The following is a 22094-nucleotide window of genomic DNA, read 5'->3' on the forward strand; positions in this document are numbered from 1 at the left end:
TGCCGGCGGCCGTCACCATCTCCGGCGGCAACCGTTCACAGCAGCTGATACAGCGCGGCGCTGGCGTTGGCTATCGCCGTCCACGACGAGCCGGAAGTCATGATGACGAACGCATAGTCGCCCTTGCCGGAATATACGATGCCCGCATCATGCAGGTACGAGTCGCGGAATCCGACCTTGTCGGCAACGGTTCCGTTGCCGCCGATGCCGGCCGGTATGCCGCTGCGGTACTGCTGCCGTTTCATCAGGCCGATCACCATGTCCCGGTCGTCGTCGTTCCAGATCTCGCCCCGATACAGTTTGGTCAGGATCAGCGCCAGATCGGCCGATGTCGTGCGCACGTCCAGATAATGCAATGTCGTGTTCTTCGCGCCGAGCGCGTTCGCCTGCTGCGTTACTTTGTCGTAGCCGGCGCCGTTATCGCGCATCAGCCATGCCTTGGGACATTCGTTGTCGGAATCAACGATCATCGTGGTCAGGCACTGCTGCAGCGTCATGCCGTTGAGCGGCGAATCCCATGTCATCTCGCCTAATTCCACGGCCGTCACCATCGAATGCGCCACGAACAGCTTGTACGTGCTCGCCGATGCGAACACCTGGGAGGAGTCGATGTCGACGAGTGTGCCGGCATTGCTCAGATCGACCACGGAGACGGAATATCTCGCGCCGGAAAACACACCGGCCAGCGCGGCGGATGCCTGGGCAGTCAGGTCGCGTTCGGGCTGGGCCGGAGCCGGCATGGCCGCCTTGAACATGCTCCGAGACGCCGATTGGGAACGAACCCTGCCGGACCCCGACTTGTCGGAGAAACTTTCGTCGGAGGAGCCGTCATCGGCGGCACTGCCGTCGGTGGGGTCGACCGTGGCACCGGACCGGGCCGCACCGGCTGATGAAACGCTGCCGGACGAGCCATCGCCATCGTTCGAGCACCCGCGCACGGACAATAGCACCACCATCGTCACCACGGAGAACATCGCGATCAGCACCGTCAGACGGCGGCGCACATACGTCAGCTCACGGGTGGATATTATTCGGCCGCCAGGCGGGTTCGCCCGCCGACGAGGGCCGACACGACCGCCGGCATGCGTCACGATGCCGCGCAGGATACGTCCCGTCCTGCGCCGCGGCGGGCGCATATGCTTTGCCATCGCGCACCTCCCCGACTGCTCACATCGACGCCCCCATTGTAACCCCCGAACGCAGCTAGTCAGGGGCGAGCATCCACACCTTGGTCACCCGTCATGGCACGGCTAAGACAGGTCATATATACGACAGGTCATATATGACAGCCGGGCGTCGGCAGTATCGACAGGTACGTCGATGCCGCCGACGCCCGGCCGGTCAATGATTACTCAGCGACCGCGGCGGAACGGCGCCGCGTTGCGCTTGCCGTGCGACTTGCGGAATCCCGCGGCCTTGCGCGTGGCACGGTTCGGCCCGCTCTGGCTCCTGCGGTTCCGCCCGTCACGACGGTTGTCACCGTCGTTGTTGTGCGAGCCGCCCTTGCGGTCCTCGAACGACGTGTCGTGGAAACGCCCGTTGCGACGGTTGCTGCGGCGATCGGCCTCGCGACCGTCAAACGGCGTGTTGAAATCGTCGCCGAAGTCGTTGCCGCGGCGCTTCTTGCCGCCCTTGCGACCCTCAGCGTCACGGTACTGACGCCGGTCGTCAAAACGGCCGTCATCGAAGCCGGAGCGCCCGTATCCGTCGAAACGGTCCCGCTTGGTGGTGTGCTTGCGCTTGCCGTGCGGCTTGCCCTCGCCGATGATCGACATCTGCGATTCGTCCCGATGGTCGAACCGGTATTGGGCGCTCTCGCGGCCCTCCATTTCGGCGCCGTCATGACGATGGCCGTCACGGCGTGCGGACGGACGGGAGAAATCATGCTCGCCGCCACGGGCGCGGGACTTGCGGCCGGAACGTCCCCGCCCGCCGCGCGCCTCACCACCGCGACCGCCCTTGCGATCGGAGCGGCCGGCGCGCTCGGAACGGCGCAAAGCCTCAAGCGCCTTGTCCAGCGACCAGCCCTCGACGACCGGCGCGTGCTCGCCGACCAACTCGGTCAGATCTTCGGACGCCGGCGTGATTGCCACCGACTTGACTCGGATGCCGGCGCGCTTCATCATCTGGCGAGTGCTGCGGGCCTGATTCGGCAGGACGAGCGTCACCACGTCACCCTGTTCGCCGGCGCGCGCAGTGCGGCCGGAACGATGCAGGAACGATTTGGGGTCGGCCGGCGGATCGGTCTGCACGACCAGCGTCACATCATGGACGTCGATGCCGCGAGCGGCCACGTCGGTGGCAACCAATACGCGTACCAGGCCCTTCTCGAACGCCAACAGGTTGCGGTCACGCTGCTTCTGGCTGAGGTTGCCCTGCAGATCGACCGCGGGAATGCCCTCGTCGATCAGTTTCTTCGCCATCTTCTTGGCCTGGAACTTGGTGCGCGTGAACAGGATGCGCTTGCCGGTGCCGCTGGCCAGCAGACGAATCACCTCATGCTTGTTGCCCTGCGACACTTCGAACACGTGATGGGTCATCGTGTCGACCTGCGAGACGACAGAACTGACCGCATGTACTTTCGCATCCGGCAGGAACCGCTTGACCAGCGCGTCCACGCCGTGGTCGAGCGTCGCCGAGAACAGCATACGCTGACCGCGCGAATCGGTCTGCTCCAGCAGACGCGTGACGGGCGGCAGGAATCCCATGTCGGCCATCTCGTCGGCCTCGTCGAGAATCGTGATCTCCACGGCGTCCAGAGACAGCTTGCCCTGACGCAGCAGATCCTCAAGACGTCCCGGGCAAGCGACGACGATATCGGCGCCCGCACGAAGCCCCGCGACCTGACGGGCGTAGCTCACGCCGCCATACACGGTGACGGTGCTCATGCCGTACGCCTCGGCGAGCGGCTGAATCACCTCGTCGATCTGGTTGACGAGCTCACGGGTCGGCGCGAGCACCAATCCGCGCGGACGCGGCAGGGACGCCTGCTCCCGCGCGGCCTTCTCGTCGGACGCCTTGCGAATCTGCTCGAATTCCTTCATGGCCACTTCGGTGACGCTGTGCTCGCTCAGGCGGGCGACCAGCGGAATGGCGAATGCGAGCGTCTTGCCGGAGCCAGTCTGCCCGCGACCGAGCAGATCGACGCCGTTCAGCGAATCGGCGAGCGTGTCCGCCTGAATCGGGAACGCGGTGACCTTGCCGTCCATGGCGAGCACGTGCACCAGCGGCTTGGGCACGCCGAGCTCGGCGAACGTCGGAGCGGCATCCTGCTCCTTGTCATCTGCGGAAGCATCAAGGGCGGCATCGATATCATCTATATCAACAGTGTCCGTATCGGTATGCATAACGGAACGCGCAGCGGAACCAGCCGCGAAATCATGGTGACGTTTCGGCACAATAGCCTTTCAACAACGAAGCCGATCACTTACGCGGCTTCTGACGGAGTGTCTACCATATCAGCACCCCCTCCCCAGGATGCCGGGCCGGACGCGGCGCGGCGCGGCGGTTTCGCTATTACCATGTTATCGGGCCGCCGATGACGTGCCAATGCGCGCCAATGCCATATCGACTCATTGAGAGAGGTTCAACGATGAAGAAAGGACTGTCCCCGACGACGGGGCGGGTCATGTTGCTGTGCTGCGCGATGCTGTGGGGAGGTAGCTATCCCATAGCCAAGGTCGCGATGGGTGTCGTCACGCCGCAATGGCTGATGGGATTGCGGCTAGTCGGCGCGTCGACGATCATGCTTATCCTGTTTCGCAAGCGAATCGTACCGTATCTGAACAAATCCATCATCATCCCGGGGCTGGTGACCGGGCTCACGTATTGGGGCACGATGATCAGCCAGACGGTCGGCCTGACGATGATCGAACCCGGCCGCAGCGCATTCCTGACCTCGGCGTATTGCGTGCTGGTGCCGTTCGTCTCATGGCTGCTGATGCGGCAGCGCCCTGCGGCGCGCAACATCGTCGCGGCCGCCCTGTGCCTGACCGGCGTCGGCTTCGTGTCGCTCGGGTCCGGGCTGGGCGGGCTCACGATTGGCACCGGCGACCTGTTGACGCTGCTGTGCGCGGTGATCTTTTCGTTCAATCTGGTGTGTCTGGGCAAGTGGAGCCGCGTCATCGACCCGGTGGCGCTGACGTTCGCGCAGTTCGTGACGGCCGGCGTGTGCTTCATAGTCGGCGCGTCGTTCAGCGAACCGGCGCCGAACGCCTCATGGCTTGCGCCGGGCGTCCTCGCATGCCTGGTCTACCTGTTTCTCGGCGCGACGATGCTGGCTCAGATCATGCAGAACGTCGGGCTCAAGGTGACCCCGCCTTCGCAGGCGTCGATCATCATGTGCCTGGAGACCGTGTTCAGCATGGTGTTTTCGGTGCTGTTCTATGGAGAGACTGTCAGTGGTGCTGCGGCGACCGGATTCGCGCTGATTTTCCTGGCGATACTGGTGTCGCAGATCCGGCTCAACGGGCGTCTGCTGGAGCGGGTCGGCCGCAAGGCGCGGTAGTGGTGCCACCACACGGCACCACACCACCACACGGCACCACACCACCACACGGCACCACACCACCGTGCGACACCACGCCACCGTGCGACACGCCCGGAGTGCGTAGCACAATCATCGAATCGTCACTGGCCATGCATTGCCATTGCGCCGTTCTTCGATTCGCACCTTGCGATTGTGCTACGCATTCCGGGCGTGTCGCATGCAATCGTGCGGTCAGCGGCGACGCAGCTTGGCGAGCTGATAGACCTCGTCGGAGGCCGCGGCGACTTCTGGACTGGTCACGCACTTGCCCTCCTCATGGGCGAGCGCCATGATGTCGTCCTGCGTGGCCATGTCGAGATTGCCGGTCGGCTCGTCGGCGAGGACAATCGACGGACCATAGCTCAGCGCCCGCGCGATGGCGACGCGCTGCCGGAGTCGCCGCTCGTACCAGTCGAACCGGAACCACCCGAATCAGAGCTGCTGCCCGGAGCACCGCCCATATCGGCGCCGCGACCGAACTGCTCCTCCTGGCTGGCGGTCTGGGTCTCCTGCGAGGAGACGCAGCTGGTTCGACACGGGCACCGACGCCACGGCCCCGCCGGCCACGCCAAGCGCGATACCGCACATCGTCACGATCAGCAGCTCGATTGCGAACTGCGCCGCCACCTTGACCTTCTTCACGCCGATGGCGGTGAGTACGCCGACCTCGTATTTGCGTTCGCGGATGTTGAACAGATTGAGCACGACCGCACCGACCGCCAGTACGACGATGAGCAGCGTAAGGGCGAACTTGGCGAGGCTGTCGAGCAGCACGAGGCTCGATTCGTGGTTCTCCACGTCGGCGGACTGCACGGTGTAGGTGTCGTCCAGTCCGGCCTTCCGGACGTCGGAAGCGAAGGTCTCATAGTCGTCGGCGCTGCCGAGCATGTAGGTGTAGCCCAGCTGGGTCGTGGTGTTGTTGTCATCGTCGTTCGCGGTGGTGTCGGCGTCCAAGCCAAGCGATTTGAGCGTGGAGACGGATGTGTATATCGCGTTGTCGGCGTCCTGCGAGGTGCCGCCCATCGGGCCCATCGCGCTGGTGTTGCTGGACGTGCTGTTCTTGTAGATGCCGCTGATGGTGAACGTGTAGGTCGTCGACGTGTCGGACGGGTTGGTGACGGTGATCTCGTCGCCGACCTTCAAGTCGTTGAAGTCGGCGAGCGCCTTGGAGATGATGACCTTGCCGTTGTCCGACTCGCCATAGCCGAACACTTCGCCGGACGACATCGTGAACGTGCCGTTCGCCGCGTTGGCGATGGCGGTGTCCGACGAGAATCCGGTGAGCGTGAAGTCGCCGGAGGTCATCATCATGACGCTAAGAGAGAACGTCACGACCGTCGAATCTTGTCTGGCTCTTTTCTGAAAACTCTCTGAACGGAGAAATACGATATTATGCCGGATACTGTCGCATTCGACGGCTTCCGATTCGTCACAGGTAGGTTTTCATCGCCAGATCAACGGTGAGTACGATGCCGGCGAGCACAGCCGCGATGCGCATGATCCGGGCCGGGATCCTGCGAGTGACGGGCGACGCTATGTATCCGCCGATGAAGCAGCCGATGCACAGCAGGATGGCCGCAGGCCAGTCCACGACGCCGCGCACGATGAAGATGACCGACGCGCTGATGTTCGCACCGGTGCCGATCAGCGTCTTGAGCGCATTGATCTGATGGAACGGACCGATCTTGCCTGCGTCGAGCACCGCGAGCGCGCACGTGCCGGCACCGGCACCGAAATATCCGCTGTATACCGCCACGAACGCGACGCCGAGCCATATCCACCATGGGTCCTTGGACATGGGTTGTGTCGATGCGGGAGCCGACGCGGGCGCGCCGTCGCTCCCCTGCCCTTGTGGCGTCGTCAGGGATCTGGCCTGGGCCATGACGTCCGCCGCGGCCTGCCGCGCCTGCATGCGGCCGCGCGGATTGACCGCTATGATCAGCGAGCTGAACAGGATCAGCGGCGGAACGGCGAATTCGAAGATCTTCGGGTCGAGGCTGAGCAGCAGCGCAGCGCCGGCGACGCCTCCCACCGCGCCGATGCTTACGTAGGTGATGGAACGCAGCCGCTGCCCGCGCAGCTCCTTGCGGGCGCCCAGCACGCCACCGATGCCGGTGCCGATCACGCCGACGGTATTGCTCGCGTTGGCGAGGACCGGCGGAATACCCAGCGCCAGCAGGGCCGGATACGATACCAGCGAAGACGCGCCGACCGCATATCCCACGAATCCGGCACCGATGCCGGCCAGCAGGATCAGCAGCATCGTCATCAGCGAAAAACCGGCAATCACCACCGCATCAACTCCCCGCATATATGGACATCCCGACTCAGGGAGAATACGTCAAAGCGGCACGGCCCGCAGCCGCTCGTCAACATAGCGGACATGAATCACGATGCGCGACGCGGTCGCACGATGGCCCGCGCTACAGCGATCCGAGTGCTCAGGCCTCCCCGCGCGGCACCGCGCCCGACAAGGACGCCGCATGATTGGCCACGCGCAGTTGCCCGTACACCAGCGCCCGCGTGAAATGGTGCGCGCACAGACCATTACTTTCCGCAGGATTATGGCATCCCGCGATATTGCAGGTACGTTCCGACATAACAGCCCCCTTCCACCGCCCCCCCCATGGATTACGGTGATCTTCTCTGAGGCTTCTGATGTTTTTGTGGGTTAGATTACGGGTTGTGGCAGTCGGATGTCGAGTCCGCCGCATCTGGGCATGACCAGGGCGATGAGGTTGGTGACGCGGTGGAAGCCGTAGGCCATGCGGACGGTGACCTTGATCCTGTTGTTGAACGCCTCCGACTGCCCGGCGGTCAGCCTGTCGGGGTCCTTCAATACGGCGTACCCGGCGCCGCGCATGCGCCTGGCCGCCTCCCCGTCGCCGCCGCGCGGGCGACCGCCGTCACGGCGGCGGTCATTGCTTCGTCGCGATCACCGACGTCGCGGCTGTCGCGGCGAACCCCTTGAGTACGTCTGCCATCACGTCACGGTCCTCGGCGTCGATGCCGCGGACGGCGGCGAGCATGACCGGCAACGACTGCGTCCAATGCGAGGTGAGTTCGCCGAACGTGTCATACCCGCCGGCCTCGAGGACGGCGAACAGGTTCTCGATGAACCGGCGGCGATGCTCGTCATCGAACTTCGCCATCCACCCGTTGATCGTGCGCGCCAGATACCGGGAGCTCGCGGACAGGCCGCCGGCGTGCACGAACTCGCCGCGCTCGACCTGCCAGTTCAACGCGAAATGCTGCATGATGCTGGCGCCGTCGCTGGAGACGATCGTATAGCCGTCCTCCACATGCTCGCGCATCTCGAACAGCATGCCGACGATCGACGATTCCGGCACCGACTTGTCGACGAGCGGCGCGACCCGCGCATAACCGGGAGTATCGAAGAAGTCGGCGTCGAAGCCCGGCCCGTCATGGCAGAACACGGCGATAAGGCGCTCCTGCACCGCGGCAGGCGCGTTTGCGGCCGCATACACCGCCAGATTGCCGCCTTTGGAATGGCCGCCGACCATGAGCGGGCCGTCCCGGCGCCCCGCGATGTCGGCCAGATACCGCGCGGCGGACTCCTGCGCGGCGACCGGACGACGGAACGCCATCGCGAAATCCTCCTTCCAGCCGACGATCGTGCTGTCGGTGCCGCGGAACGCGACGTACGATGAGCCGTCGCCGACGTCGAACACGCAGGCGGAGAACTGCTTGGTGGTCTCGGGGTCGAACTCGTCCACGTAGCCGCCGACGCGCAGATCCCGCCAGCGCGGGCTTTCGCACATCGCCCGCAACAGGTCGACATTCATCGACGGCGACCACACCTTGCCGAACATGTCGTCATAGCATTCCGCGCGCAGCAGGTCCCTGACGCCCACCATGGCGAGGTCGACGTCCGTCGCCTCCGCATCGAGTCTCGGCACGTTGACGGGCATCCGCGCGTATGACAGCTGCGCGAGCGCCAGACTGTCGACCTCGTTGAACGGACGGTCGGCGAACGTGTCCTCGTTCGCGCGGATGTCATCGATGATGTTCCCCATGGCGGCCTCCCGTGATGCCATCGATTCTACGCGCTCCCCTTCACACGCGACGCCCCGGCCGCCTGGCACGCGCCGACACGCACTACAATGGTCTGATCACGTCAACATCACGCATGCATCCCATGCACGCCAAGCGGTTTCAAGCGCGAAGGAGAGCACTATGACGCACATCGACACCACCTGTGTCCAAGGCGGATACCAGCCGGGCAACGGGGAGTCCCGCACTCCCCCGATCATCCAGGCCACGACGTTCAAGTACACGTCGAGCGAGCAGATGAGCCGACTGTTCGACCTGTCCGAATCCGGCTACTTCTACACCCGTCTGCAGAACCCGACCAACGACACGGTCGCCGCCAAGATCTGCGAGCTCGAAGGCGGCGCGGCCGCGATGCTCACCAGCTCCGGCCAGGCGGCGAACTTCTTCGCCCTGTTCAACATCTGCAACGCGGGCGACCATATCGTGGCCTCGTCCGCGATCTACGGCGGCACGTTCAACCTCATCAACGTGACGATGCGCAAGATGGGCATCGAATGCACGTTCGTGAGCCCCGACTGCACGCCCGAGGAGCTGGACGCCGCGTTCCGGCCGAACACCAAGGCCGTGTTCGGCGAATCCATCTCCAACCCGGCGCTCATCGTGCTGGACTTCGACAAGTTCACCGCCGCCGCGCACGACCACGGCGTGCCGATCATCGTCGACAACACGTTCCCCACGCCGGTCAACTGCCGCCCGTTCGACTACGGCGTCGACATCGTCACGCACGCGACCACCAAGTACATGGACGGCCACGGCTCCTGCGTGGGCGGCGCGATCGTCGACTCCGGCCGCTTCGACTGGATGGCCCACGCCGACAAGTTCCCGGGACTGACCACGCCCGACGACTCGTACCACGGCGTCACCTACGCCACCGACTTCGGCCCGGCCGCCTACATCATCAAGGCCACCGCGCAGCTCATGCGCGACTTCGGTTCCACGCCGGCGCCGATCAACTCGTGGATCATGGGCATGCACCTGGAGTCGCTGGCCGTGCGCATGGAACGCCATTGCGCCAACGCACTCGCCGTGGCGAGGTTCCTCGAAGCCGACCCGCGCATCTCATGGGTGAGCTACCCGGGGCTGGAAGGCGACCGCAACCATGCGCTGGCCGCCAAGTACATGCCGAACGGCACGTGCGGCGTGATCTCCTTCGGCGTGCCCGGCGGGCGCGACACGGTCTCCTCGCTGCTCGACCATTTCCGGATGATCTCGATCGCCACGCACGTGGCGGATGCGCGCAGCTGCACGCTCTACCCGGCAGGCACCACCCACCGCCAGCTCACCGAGGAGCAGCTTGAGGAGGCCGGCGTCGGCATCGACCTGGTACGCCTGAGCTGCGGCATCGAAAACGCCGATGACATCATCGCCGACCTCAGGCAGGCCATGGACGCCGTGCTCTGATCAATCATCGATTTCGCTCAGCCGGCTCGCAAAATCATTCTCGGACACGCTCTCCCGGATCCGCTTCGCGAGCCGGCATCAGTCAGCGGGGAAGCCCAATCACGTCAGCCGACGTGGCGCTCGAAGCGGTGGAAGCCGGTGATGCGGTCGATCTCGGCCATGGCGTCGACGGGGATCTGGAAGCCGGATGCCTTGAGGTTGTTCTCCAGCTGGCCGGGCTTGCTCGCCCCGGCGATCACGCAGCTGATTTCAGGATGCTGCAGGATCCATGCCATCGACAGGACCGGCAGGTTCGTGCCAAGCTCGTCGGCGACGCCACGCAGCCGCTCCACCATGTCCAGGTTCTCATCGGTGAGCAGGTCGTTGATCTGGTGATCCGCCTGCCATGTGGCACGCGACCCGGCCGGCAGCGGCTGAACCACAGTGATCGGGTACAGAATGACGCTTCAGCATGCCGCCGACCACCGTGGCCGACACGGCGCCGAGCACCGCGCCGGGCAACAGGGCGAGAGCTCCCAGCACCGTGCCGGCGGTGAAGATCGCGATCGCCATGATGAACAGGGTCTTCGTGGCGAATTTGCGCACCATGAACGGCGAGCTGGGGATCGACACCGACAGCAACAGCAGGTAGCCGGCGGTCAGCCATTGCACGACCGATGCGCTGATCGAGAATTCCTCCATCAGTGTGGAGTAGGCGATGTTCAGCGACGCTTCCGACAGGATGCCGAGGAACGTCAGGATGGCCAAAGGCACCACGACGATGACGAGTTTCGTGGCGACCGGCTCTTTGCCGCCGTGGGGCAGGCGTGCGGTTGATGTGCTCATTGTGTCCTTTCCTTGATTTCCGGTACCCGGATGCGGCCGGATGCGCGGCGGATGGGCTGCGGCCGCGGGATCGGGCCGGCCGTCGTCTCGGCGAGCACGTCGCCCAGATGCGCGTGGTACTCCTCGACGTAGGTTCGGCGCAGGTCGAGTTCCCGCGCCGTGAGCGTGAGTGTGACGGCACGGCGGTCGGAGGGGTCGGCGTGCTTGTCGAGCAGTCCGATGGAAGTCATGTCGTTGACCAGTTTGGTGACGCTCGGCGTGGTGACGCCGAGGAACGCGCTTACATCGCATTCCCGTGCGGTGCCGACCGACTGCCCGTTGGGTTCGTTGAGTAGATGACACCGTTCTCAGCACAGGAGCGGTATGATGCACGATCCGGCACGTCACCCCGTAAAGCCCGGTATACAGGGTACATACACCAGGCAAAACACGCCCGGCAGAATGGTCATACCGGCTCGATACCATATCTGCCATACTTACTCACCATCAAACATCACAGGAGATCTCATGACCACGCTAGCCATTGATATCGGAGGAACCAAAATCGCCGCAGCCGTATGCGATGAAAACGATGCCATCACACATCGCTGGCGCGTTCCCACACCGATGGACGCCGACGCCATCAACCACCACATCGCCAACATCTACCATGAGGCCGTCGCCGCCGGCCACGACGACATCCAGGCCATCGGCATCTCCGCGGCCGGCAACGTCGGCGCGGACCGCCGCACCCTCACCTTCGCCGCGAACATCCCCGCGTGGATCAACTACGACCTGTCCGAGCACATCGGCGCGCTCATCGACCATGCCGTGCCAGTCGTCGTCGAGAACGACGCCAACTGCGCCGGCTGGGGCGAATACGTGCACGGTGCGGGCCAGGGCAGCTCGAACATGGTCGCGCTGACCGTAGGTACCGGACTGGGCGGAGCAATCGTCATCGACGGGCGGCTGTACCGCGGATCGTTCGGCATGGCCGCGGAGCTCGGACACCTGCCGATGGTGCCGGATGGCGACACCTGCGGATGCGGGCTTCGCGGCTGCGCGGAACGCTACACGTCTGGAAGCGCGCTGGAACGGTTCGCCAAGTCCGCCGTGCGCCGACGCCCGCAGGACGCCGAACGCCTGATGGAGTTGTGCGGCGGCGACGTCGACAAGCTCGAAGGCCCGATGGTCTCGCAGGCCGCACAGGAGGGCGACGTGCTCGGCCTGTACGCCTTCGGCAAAATCGGCGAATGGCTCGGCCGCGCGATGGCCGCCACCGCCGCGGTGCTCGACCCGGACGTCTTCGTGATCGGCGGTGGCGTAGTGGCGGTCGGCGACATCCTGCTGGAGCCGGCGCGATACAACTACCAGCGGTTCCTGGAGGGCAGCGCATACCGTGGCCACGCGAGCATCGTCGCCGCCACCGCCGGGCAGGACGCCGGCCTGATCGGCGCCGCCAACCTGGCACTGCGCTAAGACGCGCGATGAGAGATGACGATCAGACGCAATCGCGACGCGTGCAACATCCCAACATGAACCGCACGCGGGCTTACGGGTTCTGATACGTGCACAACTCCCGCGAAACGGCATAATGCACGCGTTGTCCAACGCCAGACGTGTACAACAGTGCATGACAACGATTTCATCCACTGTTGTACACCGACCGCAATTCCAGAAACGTTGGAATTCCAACAAGACACACATCTACATGCATAGGTCTCCCAAAGCGCCTCGTGCACAACTGCCGCATTCGCCCGATATGCGCACGTTGTACACGAGGTCCCCTTCGAAAAGACCTTCGAAAAGACCTTCGAAAAGACCTCCGGACCGAATCACATCCCTTTCATCTCCACCTCTCACATGAAGCCGAACGCGGTGCCTGCCGTTATGCGAGATTCGCACCGGACACGGATCACAGATCCCGTTTACCTTGACCGACAACGGCCGACACCCTAAGACAATGCGCGTTCGCGGTGGGAAATGCCACGAAATGTCGAAAACATGGGTTCTTGCCGGTTCGTGGCATGAAATATCCGACTTGTCTCATTGCTTGAAACAAAGGATACCGAATACTAGACAAGTCAGTAATTGGGCCTCCCATGCAGTTCTATTCGCGTCCCGGAAAAATCTTGCACGATACAACGAGAAAATTGCCGAATCACCAGCAGCGTTCGAGCATCGCCGTATCCTCCCTCGCCCCACCCTCCGGCCCAGCCGCATCACAGCATGTGGTAGTCTTGCTGTTGTTCATATTGGGCGGCATTCCGATATGCCAGGAAAGCCGCGTTGCAAAGGTAGTACCGTTTTGATTTCTCGATGAGCGTCGCCGAGTGGCTTCATGAGCGAAGCCGTGCCTCGGCGTACGCGATCGCAACTCACACCAATCACAGATCCGCAAACCGCATCGGCGAGATTGCGCCGATCCGGTTTCTGCATCCGCGCTTTATGTGAGTTTTCCCCCATTTCATCGAGAACAAGGAACCCAATGATACCTGCACTGACCCTGACGAACATCGTTTTCACTTATCCGGGCACATCGGAGCCGCTGCTTGACGGCATCGACGTCACTTTCGCACGCGGATGGACCGCCGTGCTCGGCGACAACGGCATCGGCAAGACGACGCTGGCCAAGCTCGCGATCGGCCGGCTCTCGCCAGATGCCGGGCGCATATCGCCGACTCCGAACCGCCTGCATACCGGTTACTGCCCGCAGAACACCGACGAAACACCGGAGAATCTGGAGGACTTCGCCTGCGACTGGTCACCGCAAGCCATGGAGATACGCCGTGAACTGGGCATCGGCGACGACTGGCCTTGGCGGCCCGGCACCCTGTCGGACGGCGAGGCGAAACGCCTGCAGATCGCATGTGCGTTGGCGACCGATCCCGACGTGCTGGTGCTGGACGAGCCGACGAACCACGTAGACCGGCCGACCCGCGAGCGCATCATCGCGGCATTGCGCTCGTATGACGGCATCGGCATCCTCGTCTCGCACGACGTGGCCTTGATTGACGCGGCGGCGAGCAGCTGCGCGTTGTTCGAACGAGATCATGTGCGCGGTCGTAACATCACCGTGGTGCGCGTGCGGCCGGGAAACTACTCCGCGGCATCCATGGATGCGCAACGGGAGCGGGCGGCGGCGGCAGGCATGGCGCGCAACGCCCGGCGCGAATCCACGCGCATCGACGCGGTCAAGGAGCAGCGCCGACGGGCGGCGACGAGCGAGATAGCCGGCGCGGCCAAAGCGCACCGGCTCGTGAATCCGAAAGACCATGACGCGCGCAGTCGCATCAAGAAAAACCATAACCCCAGCCGGCTCGGCCCCGCGAGCGCCCGCATCGACGCACAGGCGACCGCCGCCCGGGAACGGGCCGCAGCCGTCGTCACCGCCACGAAGCGCTATGACGGAGACATCTGGATGGATGCCGAATCAAGCAACCGACGGGAGCTTGTGCGGCTGGAGCCCCAGATCATCCCGTACGCGCCGCAATCGCCGGATGGAGTCGGCGCGGCAGCGATATCGGAGACAGCGGGCCTGAAGATACCGATGCTGACCGTCGGACCGCATGACCGGATCGGCATCAGCGGGCCGAACGGCACCGGCAAGACCACGCTGGTCCGCACGCTGCTGCGCACGATCGCGATGCGGGAGCAGTATTCCGGCATCCCGCTCCCCCGGCTGACGATCACGCAGAACACGACGGATCAGGATGCCCGGGAGGCGATGCGCCGGCTCACGGCGTTGACGCCCACCGACCGCGGTGATGTATTGTCGGCATTCGCGCAGCTCAACGTCGACCCAAGCCGCCTCCTCGCCGGTGGCAACCCGTCGCCGGGCGAATTGCGCAAGCTGCTGCTGTGCTTGGGATTGCGAGATCACCCGCATCTGATCGTGATGGACGAGCCGACCAACCATCTGGATCTGCATTCGATTCAGGCGCTGGCCCACGCGCTGGCCGGATACCCCGGCGCGCTGCTGCTCGTCTCTCACGACGAGGGATTCCTGGAGTGCGCAGCATCCATCCGCTGGACGCTGCATTCGGACGCCCTCGGCGGCGCGCAACTAACGGTCAGTTGACGCCACCATGACCAGCGTCTTGGCCTTGACCCATTTGAGCAGGAAGCCGACGCACGGCAGCGCCACGCCGACGGCCAGCATATAGCCGACGACCATCCATTGGGCGGTGCCGGATGGCACGGAGAACTCGTCCATCAGATCGGGCAGCGCGATGTTCATCGACGTTTCCGACAGCATGCCCAGGAACGCGCCGATGTACAGTCCCAGCATCACCTTGTGCGGATGCCTGAATTTCGGGGATTCGGCGGGAATATCATGTGCAGAGCCGTGTTCTGCGGCCGCGTGTTCTTGCAGGGTTGTTTCTTTCGAAGTTGTCTGGATCGCGGACAACATGACCTCTCTTGTACTCTTCCCGTCACCGTCGAGCGAGCGGCGCGCACGGCCGGGCCCTGCGTACACGTCGAGAAGTCCCTAACGTCCGGACCTGCGACGGCAACGAAAAACCGCATGACTGGCATCGGGCGAGCCGATTCGACGAATGTCATGCGGTTTTGAAACAGCCGTCACCGTAGCACGATTTGCAAATCCGCATAAGTCGCATCCGCGTGTCGTGCGCGTATCATGCTGGTAGAGGACGCGGCGAATCCTCGCTCGCGCCAGACCGAGCGACGACAGGAAAGGGAGACCATGCAGCATTTCACCCAGGTCATCGACGGCATCGACGGCTCGCGGGCCGAACTCGTCGGCTATGTGATCGACAACAGCCCGGAGATGGATCCGGACCGGCGCCGGCCGGCGATCCTGATCATTCCCGGCGGCGGGTACGCTATCGGATCCGACCGTGAATCCGAACCGGTCGCGCTGCAATTCCTCGCGGCCGGCTATCAGGCGTTCGTACTGAAATACTCCTGCGTGCCAAGCCGGTACCCGGTGGCGTTGCTGGAGATGGCCGAAGCGATGTCGATGATTCGCGAGCATGCCGACGAATGGCATGTGGATGCCGGGCGCGTGGCGGCCATCGGGTTTTCGGCCGGTGGTCATCTCGCCGCGAACCTGACGACGGTTTCCAGCGATGCCGAGCTGCGCGACGCCGGATATGATCCGGCTGCCGTGCGCCCGGACGCGCTGCTGTTGTGCTATCCGGTAATCACGTCTGGCCGGTTCGCGCACCGCGGCAGTTTCGACAACCTGCTGGGTGACGGCAAAGACGATGCGTCGCTGCTGGAGCTGCTGTCGATCGAGAAGCATGTCGACGCGACCATGCCGCCGGTGTTCATCTGGCACACCATCACCGATCAGGCCGTTCCTGTGGAGAATTCACTGTTGATGATCCAGGCGTGCCGTGACGCCGGGGTCAGTATCGAGGCGCACCTGTTCCCGCAGGGCGGGCATGGACTGTCGCTCGCCACCGTGGACACCGCGCGTGCCGGCTCGCCGGGCGAGGGTGACCTCAACAACGTCGTGCCGGCAGTGCAGATCTGGCCGCGGCTCGCCTTCGACTGGCTCCGCCGCACGTTCGACGTGAGGTAAAGGCTGCTGTCGGAGGTTCACAGGCCCATTCGCGCATATCCCGCGCCTGTGCCTTGGCTGTGCGCCGTCACCGTGCGTGGGTTATTGCGTCACTGTGCGAGGGTACCGTCACCGTGCGCGCCCTCACGCACAGTGACACATCAAGAAAATCCCTGTTTTCCAATGCTTTCCGGGTACCGTCACGCTGCGTGTGCCCTCGCAGCGTGACGGTACCCGCGCACAGTGACGCCGCGGAACAGCCCATTGGCAGCAACCACGGCCGGCAACTTGGCAGTGTCACTCACCGGCAGCTTGACGCCGCGCGTTCCGCGGCTCAGGCTTGGCGTGGATCTTCGCGGTGAGATGGCGCACTTCGATCTTCCATACCGTGACGCTGCGCACCTGCTGATCGGTGAACTCGATATCCGGCATGCCCGCCTGCTGCCCCATCAGCAGCCGCAGCCCTTTGCGGCACTCGTCCAGGTCGTCGATCACGCTGGCCACGCCGTTGCCGATCACCGACTTGAACGCCTCGCCCCAGTTGCACGGGGTGCGGCCGGCGATGACCTCACAATCAGTCTCCATCGAGAACGCCACATCCAACGCGTTTCCCGCAGCCCGGATCGCGTCGAGTTTGCGGCCGATCGACGCCGAGTGGATGTACAGGGTCAATCCGGCCAGTTCGTCGCCGGTGCCGGCTCCCTCGCGCCGCTGCCATTCGTATCCGAAATTCAGCGGCACGATCGTCAGTCCCTCGGCATCCGCATAGCCCACATGCACGATACGGCATGCGGCGATGATTCCCTCGATCTGTTCGCAATCGGTCACCTCGCGATCGGCGCGGCGCATCATGCGATGGCACCCTGCGACCGTGCGCTCGTTATTGCGTCGCGTCGGACGCGCTTCATCCAGTCCCGTCATCGCCATCGCTCCTTGTGCCGCCCCGGGTTTGATTTGATGATACTCCCGTTCCATGACCCGTAATTGAAGATGGGATCAGCCGCAATGCGGAGAAAAAGCTGAGCAAAAAGAAAAAGCGACCCCGGCCGGACTTGAACCGGTGACCTCCGCCGTGACAGGGCGGCGCTCTAACCAACTGAGCTACGGGGCCGTTCGTGCCGTCATCAGGCACAAGAGAATATAATACAGGACTACTCGACCATGGGCGTGTCGCGGCCAAGCGCCCGATAAAGACCGGTCGCACACGGCAACCGGTCAATGCCCGGCCGGGCGAGCGCACAGTACGGCCACAAATGCGCCTTGGTAACGGCTATGAACTCCCGGATGAACGCCGTGGGCCAGTAGTAGCCACGCGTATGGCTGCCGCCCCCATCCGCCTTCAGCCCGATATGATGCGCGTATTCGCTGGCTCGGAACACATGGTAATCGCTGGCGACCAGCGCGCAACGGTAGGCGAGGCCCCGGCGCCCGGGGACCGATTGCACGCCGCTGCGCGCATCCATGATCTCCTTCGAAAAACGAAGATTCTCCATGGTCGTGGTGGAACGGTCCTCCATGAGCACCGCGTCGGCGGGAACATGGCGGCTTTCCGTCAGGTACCGCCGCATCGATTCGGCTTCGGACACCACTTCGTCGCTCCCCTGTCCGCCGGAGGCGACGAACACGCCCGTCTTGCCCTGCTTCTCCCACAATGGCCGCCGCCAGCAGCGCCGGCAACGACGCCAACGTCATGCCGAAATTCATTCCGGCCTTCCCCACCAGTCATCGTCTTCTCGACGATGCGCTGAGACCCGTCACTATACCGCGGAACCTGCGGCCGTACCACTTACGCCGGTGGCCATCCACCACCGTCTCTTCCCCCGGCATGTGCGATGCCCTATAATCGTAGATTTGTCCTATTCACACGCCTCGGGCACACCGCCACGACCTCATGCGTGTACAGTGCAGGAAGGATTTCCATATGGAACCGAATTATCTCGTGTTGCTGGGAATCGTCATCGTGATCATAGGGTTCGCCCTCAAGCTCGATGCGATCCTGATCATCATCGTGTCCGCCGTGGCGACTGCGCTCGTCGGCGGCATCATTCCCAAGGGCAACGTCACGATCGGCATCATCGTGTTCGGCGTGGGCATGATGCTGTTCACGATGATCATGGGCAACGCGTTCGCCGCGATCACCGTGATGACCGTGGGCATCGGCGCGCCATTCGTGCTCGCCTATGGCGGCCAACTTCAACATCGTGCCCGTTGCGATGCTCGACATGAAGGACCGCATGGGCGTGATCAAGAAGCAGGTGCTGCCGGCGATGGTGATGATCGTCGTGCAGATCGTGTACATGCTCATCGCCCAGTGACACCGTATTCCATCCGTATATTTCAAGCAAAGGAGCCATTATGAGCAAGATCCTGGTCACCGGATTCGATCCGTTCGGCGGCGAGCCGGTCAATCCCGCATTCGAAGCGGTCAAGCTGCTGCCCGAGTCCATCGCGGGCGTGAGCGTCGTCAAATTGGAGATTCCGACCGTGTTCACGCGCAGCGCCATGGTGGTCGAGGAGGCCATCGAACGCGAGAAGCCCGATTACGTGCTGTGCATCGGTCAGGCCGGAGGCCGTTCGGCCGTGACCGTGGAGAAGGTCGCGATCAATCTGGCCGAAGCCCGCATCCCCGACAACGACGGCGAGCAGCCATTCGACACCCCGCTGCGCGAGGACGGCGACACCGCGTATTTCGCCACGCTGCCGGTCAAGACCATGGTCAAGCGCATCAACGCGAGCGGCATCCCGGCGCTCATGTCGTACACGGCTGGCACCTACGTGTGCAACAGCATCATGTACAACGTGCTGTACCTGCTCGACCGCAGGTTCCCCGGAGTCAAGGGCGGCTTCATCCACGTGCCGTACGCGACCGCGCAGGGCGTGGGCAAGCCGAACGGCACGCCCACCATGGAAATCGCGACAATGGCCAAGGCCATCGAGGCCGCGATCGAAGCCGCAGTGAGCGTCGATGAGGATGCCACCGACATCATGGGCGAAACCCACTAATCACGCCCACCCGTCGAAAACCACTGACATATCAGCCCGCCGACGAGCCCGCTCATGGGTTCGTCGGCACACTGCAGACGGACCGAATCACTTATCGGGAAGCCGGCCGTCGGGATCGCACACGATCCATTCGCCGCTGGGATCCACGGCGACCGTCGGGTGAGGAAACACCTGGTCGAACAGGTCCGCGTCCTCGATGACCCGTTCCGAGGTCTTGTACGGGACAGGCCTGGCACCGGCCAGACGTATGCGCGCATTATCGACCTCAAATCGTTCCACGGCCATATGGTCGCCTTCTCGCGATGGCCACTCGAACGAGCCGTGAAATCACGATGCGCAATATCCAAATACCGGCGCTCTCTCCGGGGATGAACGTGCAAACGATGAACGGGCAGATGATGAACGTGGCGACCCCGCCGCACTCCCATGAGATTTCTCGCGCAGCCATACTGATTCCGCGGGGCCGCGCTTGCGTTCCAACCACTCCGATTCCATACGACCATTACCTATCCTGACGGCCATTATTTCCCCTGATTGGGGCGCCACGCCCCACTCCAGCCCTTCCGATACCATGGTATGCGGTGGTTTGGCATGCCCGCGACCGACATGCGGACGGGCACCGCATGGAACGGCCGGCATGCGCGGACCAAAAGCACAGACCAGAAAACGGCGGAATCCCAACCCCTTTAAGGAGTAACTGCATACCATGGCAGAGTTTATTGTTCAGATGGGTCAGCCTTCGTGATCGTTGCTATTTCAACGTTTCCTTGGCGTGTCCGCTGACACAAAACGCTCGGGAACCAACCCGGTGGTTCCCGAGCGTTTTGTGTCAAGACTGTGTCACCTATTGTGTCATCAATCAGTCGGATTCCATTCAGATGATCATGCAATTCACTGCGTTCGGAACGGATGACACTAGACACATGTCCTGGCCCGCAGCTCCGCTGATTCACGTCAACACAGTAAGCATCAATGCATACCTATCCCATTCAGCCACGGGCACAGCCTACTCAACAGACCAATCCCCGAACCAACGGCGAAACCGAAACAAGCTTCAATCAAAATCAGAAACCTCATCGTTTCACCCCAGACCAGAAACCATCGTTGGCCCACCCGTGACCATCACCGCCTCCCTTGAATCCAGAGAACGGATTGACATCATCACACAAGACCAGTAAACTAGGCTTGCTTTCTCTTAGCAATAAGGAAGGCTCCAAGCCGCCGGGGGTATTCCCCCGGCACTTCTTTTTCATCCGGGGAGGCCGGCGATGCGCGAGTTGAGCATCATGGTCGACGAGTCCGGCGAATGGGGCAAACTCTCCAAGTACTATCTCATCACGCTCGTGTTCCATGACCAGTCAGAACCGGTCATGCCCCACATCGAACGCTATGAGCAACACCTCGCGGATGCCTCACTGCCAGACATTCCCTTCCACGCAGGACCATTGCTCAACGGGCACGCCGACTACGAGACCCTCAGCATGGCCGACCGCAAGCGCCTGTTCGTCGCGTTCTTCACCCTCGCACGGAATCTGCCCTTCACCTACGTGACGTTCGCACACCGCAAAAGCGAGTTCGACAACGACAAACGTCGTTTCGAGGCTTAGCTGCGGCGAGACCTGGCGAACTATCTGCTGACACACCTCGACAGATTCCAGTCGTACGACACCATCAAGATCTATTACGACAACGGACAGCAGGTCGTTACCAACGCGTTGAAGGCATCCATCGGCTATGCACTCTCCAAGGAAGCGGTCATCTACCGCAAAGCCGACCCTAAAGACTACCGCCTCGAACAAGCAGCCGATCTCATGTGCACCATCGAATTGACCGCGCTGAAATTCAAAGCCGGAGAAAACACCGAAACCGATCACAAAATGTTCGGAGACTGGCGCTCATTCAAACAGAACTACCTCAAAGCGTTACGCCGCAAACAAGCAAAATAACCGCCATATCCCGCATCGTTTCCAACAGACGCTTGCATAAAAACACTCAGCCCGCATACGACGAAAGGGTGGGCATGCCATGAAAGGACATGCCCACCCCTGATGTCAGTGGTTCGGCAAACCGGCTACGTGTTTAGCAGCGGATCCTCCTCACCGCTGTAAAACCGGCACCCAGCACGGCCAGGGCGACCAGCGCACCGGCCACGACCGCACGTCAACGCCGGTCTTGGCCAACCCCTGCTTCTTGCCATCGTTCTTGGAATCGGCCTTCTTGTCACTTGCAGACGGCCTGGTTGCAGCCGGTCTGTTGCTGTCGGACGGCTTGCCCTTCGCCTCATCCTTCAGGTTATCGATGTACACGCGGGCGGTTTTGCCCGGCTCGACCTTGCCACCGGCAACCGCAGCCTTCACGTCAGTCTTATCAGGCAACGTCTCAGCAGGCTTCGCAGCCGCGACGGACTTCGTCGTGAAATCAGGGACGAACTTCAACGCGTTCTCGTTGTCCTCCACCCAATGGCTCACCTTGGTATTGGAATCCTTGTAGATGGGCTGCGCGTACAGCGCGACTTGCCGGATATCCACCGGGGTCTTCACATGCACGCCATTACGCAGCAATTCGTTCGACGTGTCCTGAACGACTTCCTGATAGGGGTACGAAGGAAAATCAGAGCCCTTTGCGTTGTTCGTATACGCGGTGTTGGGAGTCAAGCCAATCAATGGGAAACCAAAACTGCCGGAAGCCTTGCCATTCCAGGAGTTCTTGTTGAAATACCTGGCGAACCATTGGCCAGAGGCCTTGAAAGCCACC

General features: G+C 62.9%; 22 protein-coding genes, 1 tRNA gene and 2 pseudogenes. 8 read left to right on the top strand and 17 right to left on the bottom strand.

The genetic code is table 11. From position 1 onward, the window contains the following. Positions 1 to 35: 35 nt before the first annotated feature. Together BBBF_RS07000 and BBBF_RS07005 are read right to left on the bottom strand one after the other, a co-directional pair. Positions 36 to 1148 carry a serine hydrolase gene (locus tag BBBF_RS07000; RefSeq protein ID WP_017143542.1) on the bottom strand — a complete coding sequence of 371 codons (1113 nt, stop codon included), beginning with the start codon at positions 1146 to 1148 and terminating at the stop codon, positions 36 to 38. A 204-nt stretch (positions 1149 to 1352) separates the two neighbouring features. Beyond that, the gene (locus BBBF_RS07005; protein ID WP_013390158.1) at positions 1353 to 3398 is read right to left on the bottom strand and encodes a DEAD/DEAH box helicase; all 2046 of its coding nucleotides are present in this window, start codon (positions 3396 to 3398) and stop codon (positions 1353 to 1355) included. Between the two features lie 194 nt (positions 3399 to 3592). Between BBBF_RS07005 and BBBF_RS07010 the strand changes: the two genes are divergently transcribed. Beyond that, complete coding sequence (locus BBBF_RS07010; protein ID WP_003816259.1) at positions 3593 to 4507, top strand: DMT family transporter; 915 nt, start codon at positions 3593 to 3595, stop codon at positions 4505 to 4507. Between the two features lie 213 nt (positions 4508 to 4720). Here BBBF_RS07010 and BBBF_RS10535 read toward each other — a convergent pair. The 6 genes and pseudogenes from BBBF_RS10535 to BBBF_RS07030 form a co-directional block, all read right to left on the bottom strand. After that, positions 4721 to 4921 (bottom strand): annotated as a pseudogene (locus tag BBBF_RS10535) (ABC transporter ATP-binding protein); the annotation flags it as partial. Between the two features lie 39 nt (positions 4922 to 4960). After that, positions 4961 to 5860 (bottom strand): ABC transporter permease, encoded by a 900-nt coding sequence (locus tag BBBF_RS07015; RefSeq protein WP_033509876.1) that lies wholly within the window; start codon positions 5858 to 5860, stop codon positions 4961 to 4963. A 97-nt stretch (positions 5861 to 5957) separates the two neighbouring features. After that, positions 5958 to 6839 carry a sulfite exporter TauE/SafE family protein gene (locus BBBF_RS07020; protein WP_021647807.1) on the bottom strand — a complete coding sequence of 294 codons (882 nt, stop codon included), beginning with the start codon at positions 6837 to 6839 and terminating at the stop codon, positions 5958 to 5960. Positions 6840 to 6969: 130 nt separating this feature from the next. Continuing rightward, positions 6970 to 7128, bottom strand: a complete 159-nt coding sequence (locus tag BBBF_RS10000) for a hypothetical protein (protein WP_014760542.1) — start codon at positions 7126 to 7128, stop codon at positions 6970 to 6972. 71 nt (positions 7129 to 7199) lie between these two features. Beyond that, positions 7200 to 7391, bottom strand: coding sequence for a transposase (locus BBBF_RS07025; protein WP_021647806.1), 192 nt, complete (start codon positions 7389 to 7391; stop codon positions 7200 to 7202). 55 nt (positions 7392 to 7446) lie between these two features. Further along, positions 7447 to 8565: a DUF2974 domain-containing protein gene (locus tag BBBF_RS07030; protein ID WP_033509878.1), complete on the bottom strand. Its 1119-nt coding sequence runs from the start codon at positions 8563 to 8565 to the stop codon at positions 7447 to 7449. Between the two features lie 160 nt (positions 8566 to 8725). Here BBBF_RS07030 and BBBF_RS07035 point away from each other — a divergent pair, with 160 nt between their 5' ends. Then, positions 8726 to 10003, top strand: coding sequence for an O-acetylhomoserine aminocarboxypropyltransferase/cysteine synthase family protein (locus BBBF_RS07035; protein WP_003814823.1), 1278 nt, complete (start codon positions 8726 to 8728; stop codon positions 10001 to 10003). 104 nt (positions 10004 to 10107) lie between these two features. On the opposite strand, the gene BBBF_RS07040 is transcribed toward BBBF_RS07035, so the two are convergent. From BBBF_RS07040 to BBBF_RS10720, 3 genes are read right to left on the bottom strand one after another with little or no spacing between them, the layout of a single operon-like run. Further along, complete coding sequence (locus BBBF_RS07040) at positions 10108 to 10425, bottom strand: aldo/keto reductase (RefSeq protein ID WP_231855214.1); 318 nt, start codon at positions 10423 to 10425, stop codon at positions 10108 to 10110. Continuing rightward, positions 10349 to 10828 carry an MFS transporter gene (locus BBBF_RS07045; RefSeq protein WP_021647803.1) on the bottom strand — a complete coding sequence of 160 codons (480 nt, stop codon included), beginning with the start codon at positions 10826 to 10828 and terminating at the stop codon, positions 10349 to 10351. Before BBBF_RS07045 ends, BBBF_RS07040 begins: the two co-directional genes overlap by 77 nt. Further along, positions 10825 to 11058 (bottom strand): hypothetical protein, encoded by a 234-nt coding sequence (locus tag BBBF_RS10720; RefSeq protein ID WP_021647802.1) that lies wholly within the window; start codon positions 11056 to 11058, stop codon positions 10825 to 10827. Before BBBF_RS10720 ends, BBBF_RS07045 begins: the two co-directional genes overlap by 4 nt. A gap of 277 nt (positions 11059 to 11335) precedes the next feature. On the opposite strand from BBBF_RS10720, the gene BBBF_RS07055 reads away from it, so the two are divergent. Beyond that, positions 11336 to 12286: an ROK family glucokinase gene (locus BBBF_RS07055; RefSeq protein ID WP_003814816.1), complete on the top strand. Its 951-nt coding sequence runs from the start codon at positions 11336 to 11338 to the stop codon at positions 12284 to 12286. A 1009-nt stretch (positions 12287 to 13295) separates the two neighbouring features. After that, a complete protein-coding gene (locus BBBF_RS07060) occupies positions 13296 to 14888 on the top strand; it encodes an ATP-binding cassette domain-containing protein (RefSeq protein ID WP_021647799.1) in 1593 nt (530 codons plus the stop codon). Here BBBF_RS07060 and BBBF_RS10400 read toward each other — a convergent pair. Continuing rightward, positions 14874 to 15098 (bottom strand): MFS transporter, encoded by a 225-nt coding sequence (locus BBBF_RS10400; RefSeq protein ID WP_230958092.1) that lies wholly within the window; start codon positions 15096 to 15098, stop codon positions 14874 to 14876. The two genes, BBBF_RS07060 and BBBF_RS10400, sit on opposite strands and share 15 nt — an antisense overlap. 417 nt (positions 15099 to 15515) lie before the next feature. Here BBBF_RS10400 and BBBF_RS07070 point away from each other — a divergent pair, with 417 nt between their 5' ends. Further along, entirely contained in the window at positions 15516 to 16358 is an 843-nt protein-coding gene (locus tag BBBF_RS07070; RefSeq protein ID WP_014760548.1) for an alpha/beta hydrolase, read from the top strand. A 276-nt stretch (positions 16359 to 16634) separates the two neighbouring features. Here the strand turns inward: BBBF_RS07070 and BBBF_RS07075 are convergent, their stop codons facing one another. From BBBF_RS07075 to BBBF_RS07085, 3 genes are all read right to left on the bottom strand, one after another. Then, a complete protein-coding gene (locus BBBF_RS07075) occupies positions 16635 to 17264 on the bottom strand; it encodes a pyridoxamine 5'-phosphate oxidase family protein (protein ID WP_033509880.1) in 630 nt (209 codons plus the stop codon). Between the two features lie 110 nt (positions 17265 to 17374). Then, positions 17375 to 17448 (bottom strand) — tRNA-Asp (locus BBBF_RS07080). A gap of 40 nt (positions 17449 to 17488) precedes the next feature. Next, a complete protein-coding gene (locus BBBF_RS07085; RefSeq protein WP_003821354.1) occupies positions 17489 to 17989 on the bottom strand; it encodes a YdcF family protein in 501 nt (166 codons plus the stop codon). A gap of 269 nt (positions 17990 to 18258) precedes the next feature. On the opposite strand from BBBF_RS07085, the gene BBBF_RS10405 reads away from it, so the two are divergent. Both BBBF_RS10405 and pcp read left to right on the top strand, forming a co-directional pair. Next, complete coding sequence (locus BBBF_RS10405) at positions 18259 to 18696, top strand: 5-oxoproline transporter, DUF979 family subunit (RefSeq protein ID WP_021647796.1); 438 nt, start codon at positions 18259 to 18261, stop codon at positions 18694 to 18696. Then, a complete protein-coding gene (gene pcp, locus BBBF_RS07095; protein ID WP_014760552.1) occupies positions 18693 to 19340 on the top strand; it encodes a pyroglutamyl-peptidase I in 648 nt (215 codons plus the stop codon). The genes BBBF_RS10405 and pcp overlap by 4 nt, the downstream gene beginning before the upstream one ends. Positions 19341 to 19427: 87 nt before the next feature. Here pcp and BBBF_RS07100 read toward each other — a convergent pair whose 3' ends face one another. Beyond that, complete coding sequence (locus BBBF_RS07100; protein WP_014760553.1) at positions 19428 to 19625, bottom strand: hypothetical protein; 198 nt, start codon at positions 19623 to 19625, stop codon at positions 19428 to 19430. A gap of 983 nt (positions 19626 to 20608) precedes the next feature. On the opposite strand from BBBF_RS07100, the pseudogene BBBF_RS10635 reads away from it, so the two are divergent. Continuing rightward, positions 20609 to 21286 (top strand): annotated as a pseudogene (locus tag BBBF_RS10635) (DUF3800 domain-containing protein). Between the two features lie 150 nt (positions 21287 to 21436). On the opposite strand, the gene BBBF_RS07110 reads toward BBBF_RS10635, so the two are convergent. Continuing rightward, entirely contained in the window at positions 21437 to 22093 is a 657-nt protein-coding gene (locus BBBF_RS07110; RefSeq protein ID WP_021647791.1) for a hypothetical protein, read from the bottom strand. Position 22094: the final 1 nt, after the last annotated feature.

Source organism: Bifidobacterium bifidum ATCC 29521 = JCM 1255 = DSM 20456 (genome assembly GCF_001025135.1).
Classification (GTDB): Bacteria; Actinomycetota; Actinomycetes; order Actinomycetales; family Bifidobacteriaceae; genus Bifidobacterium; species Bifidobacterium bifidum.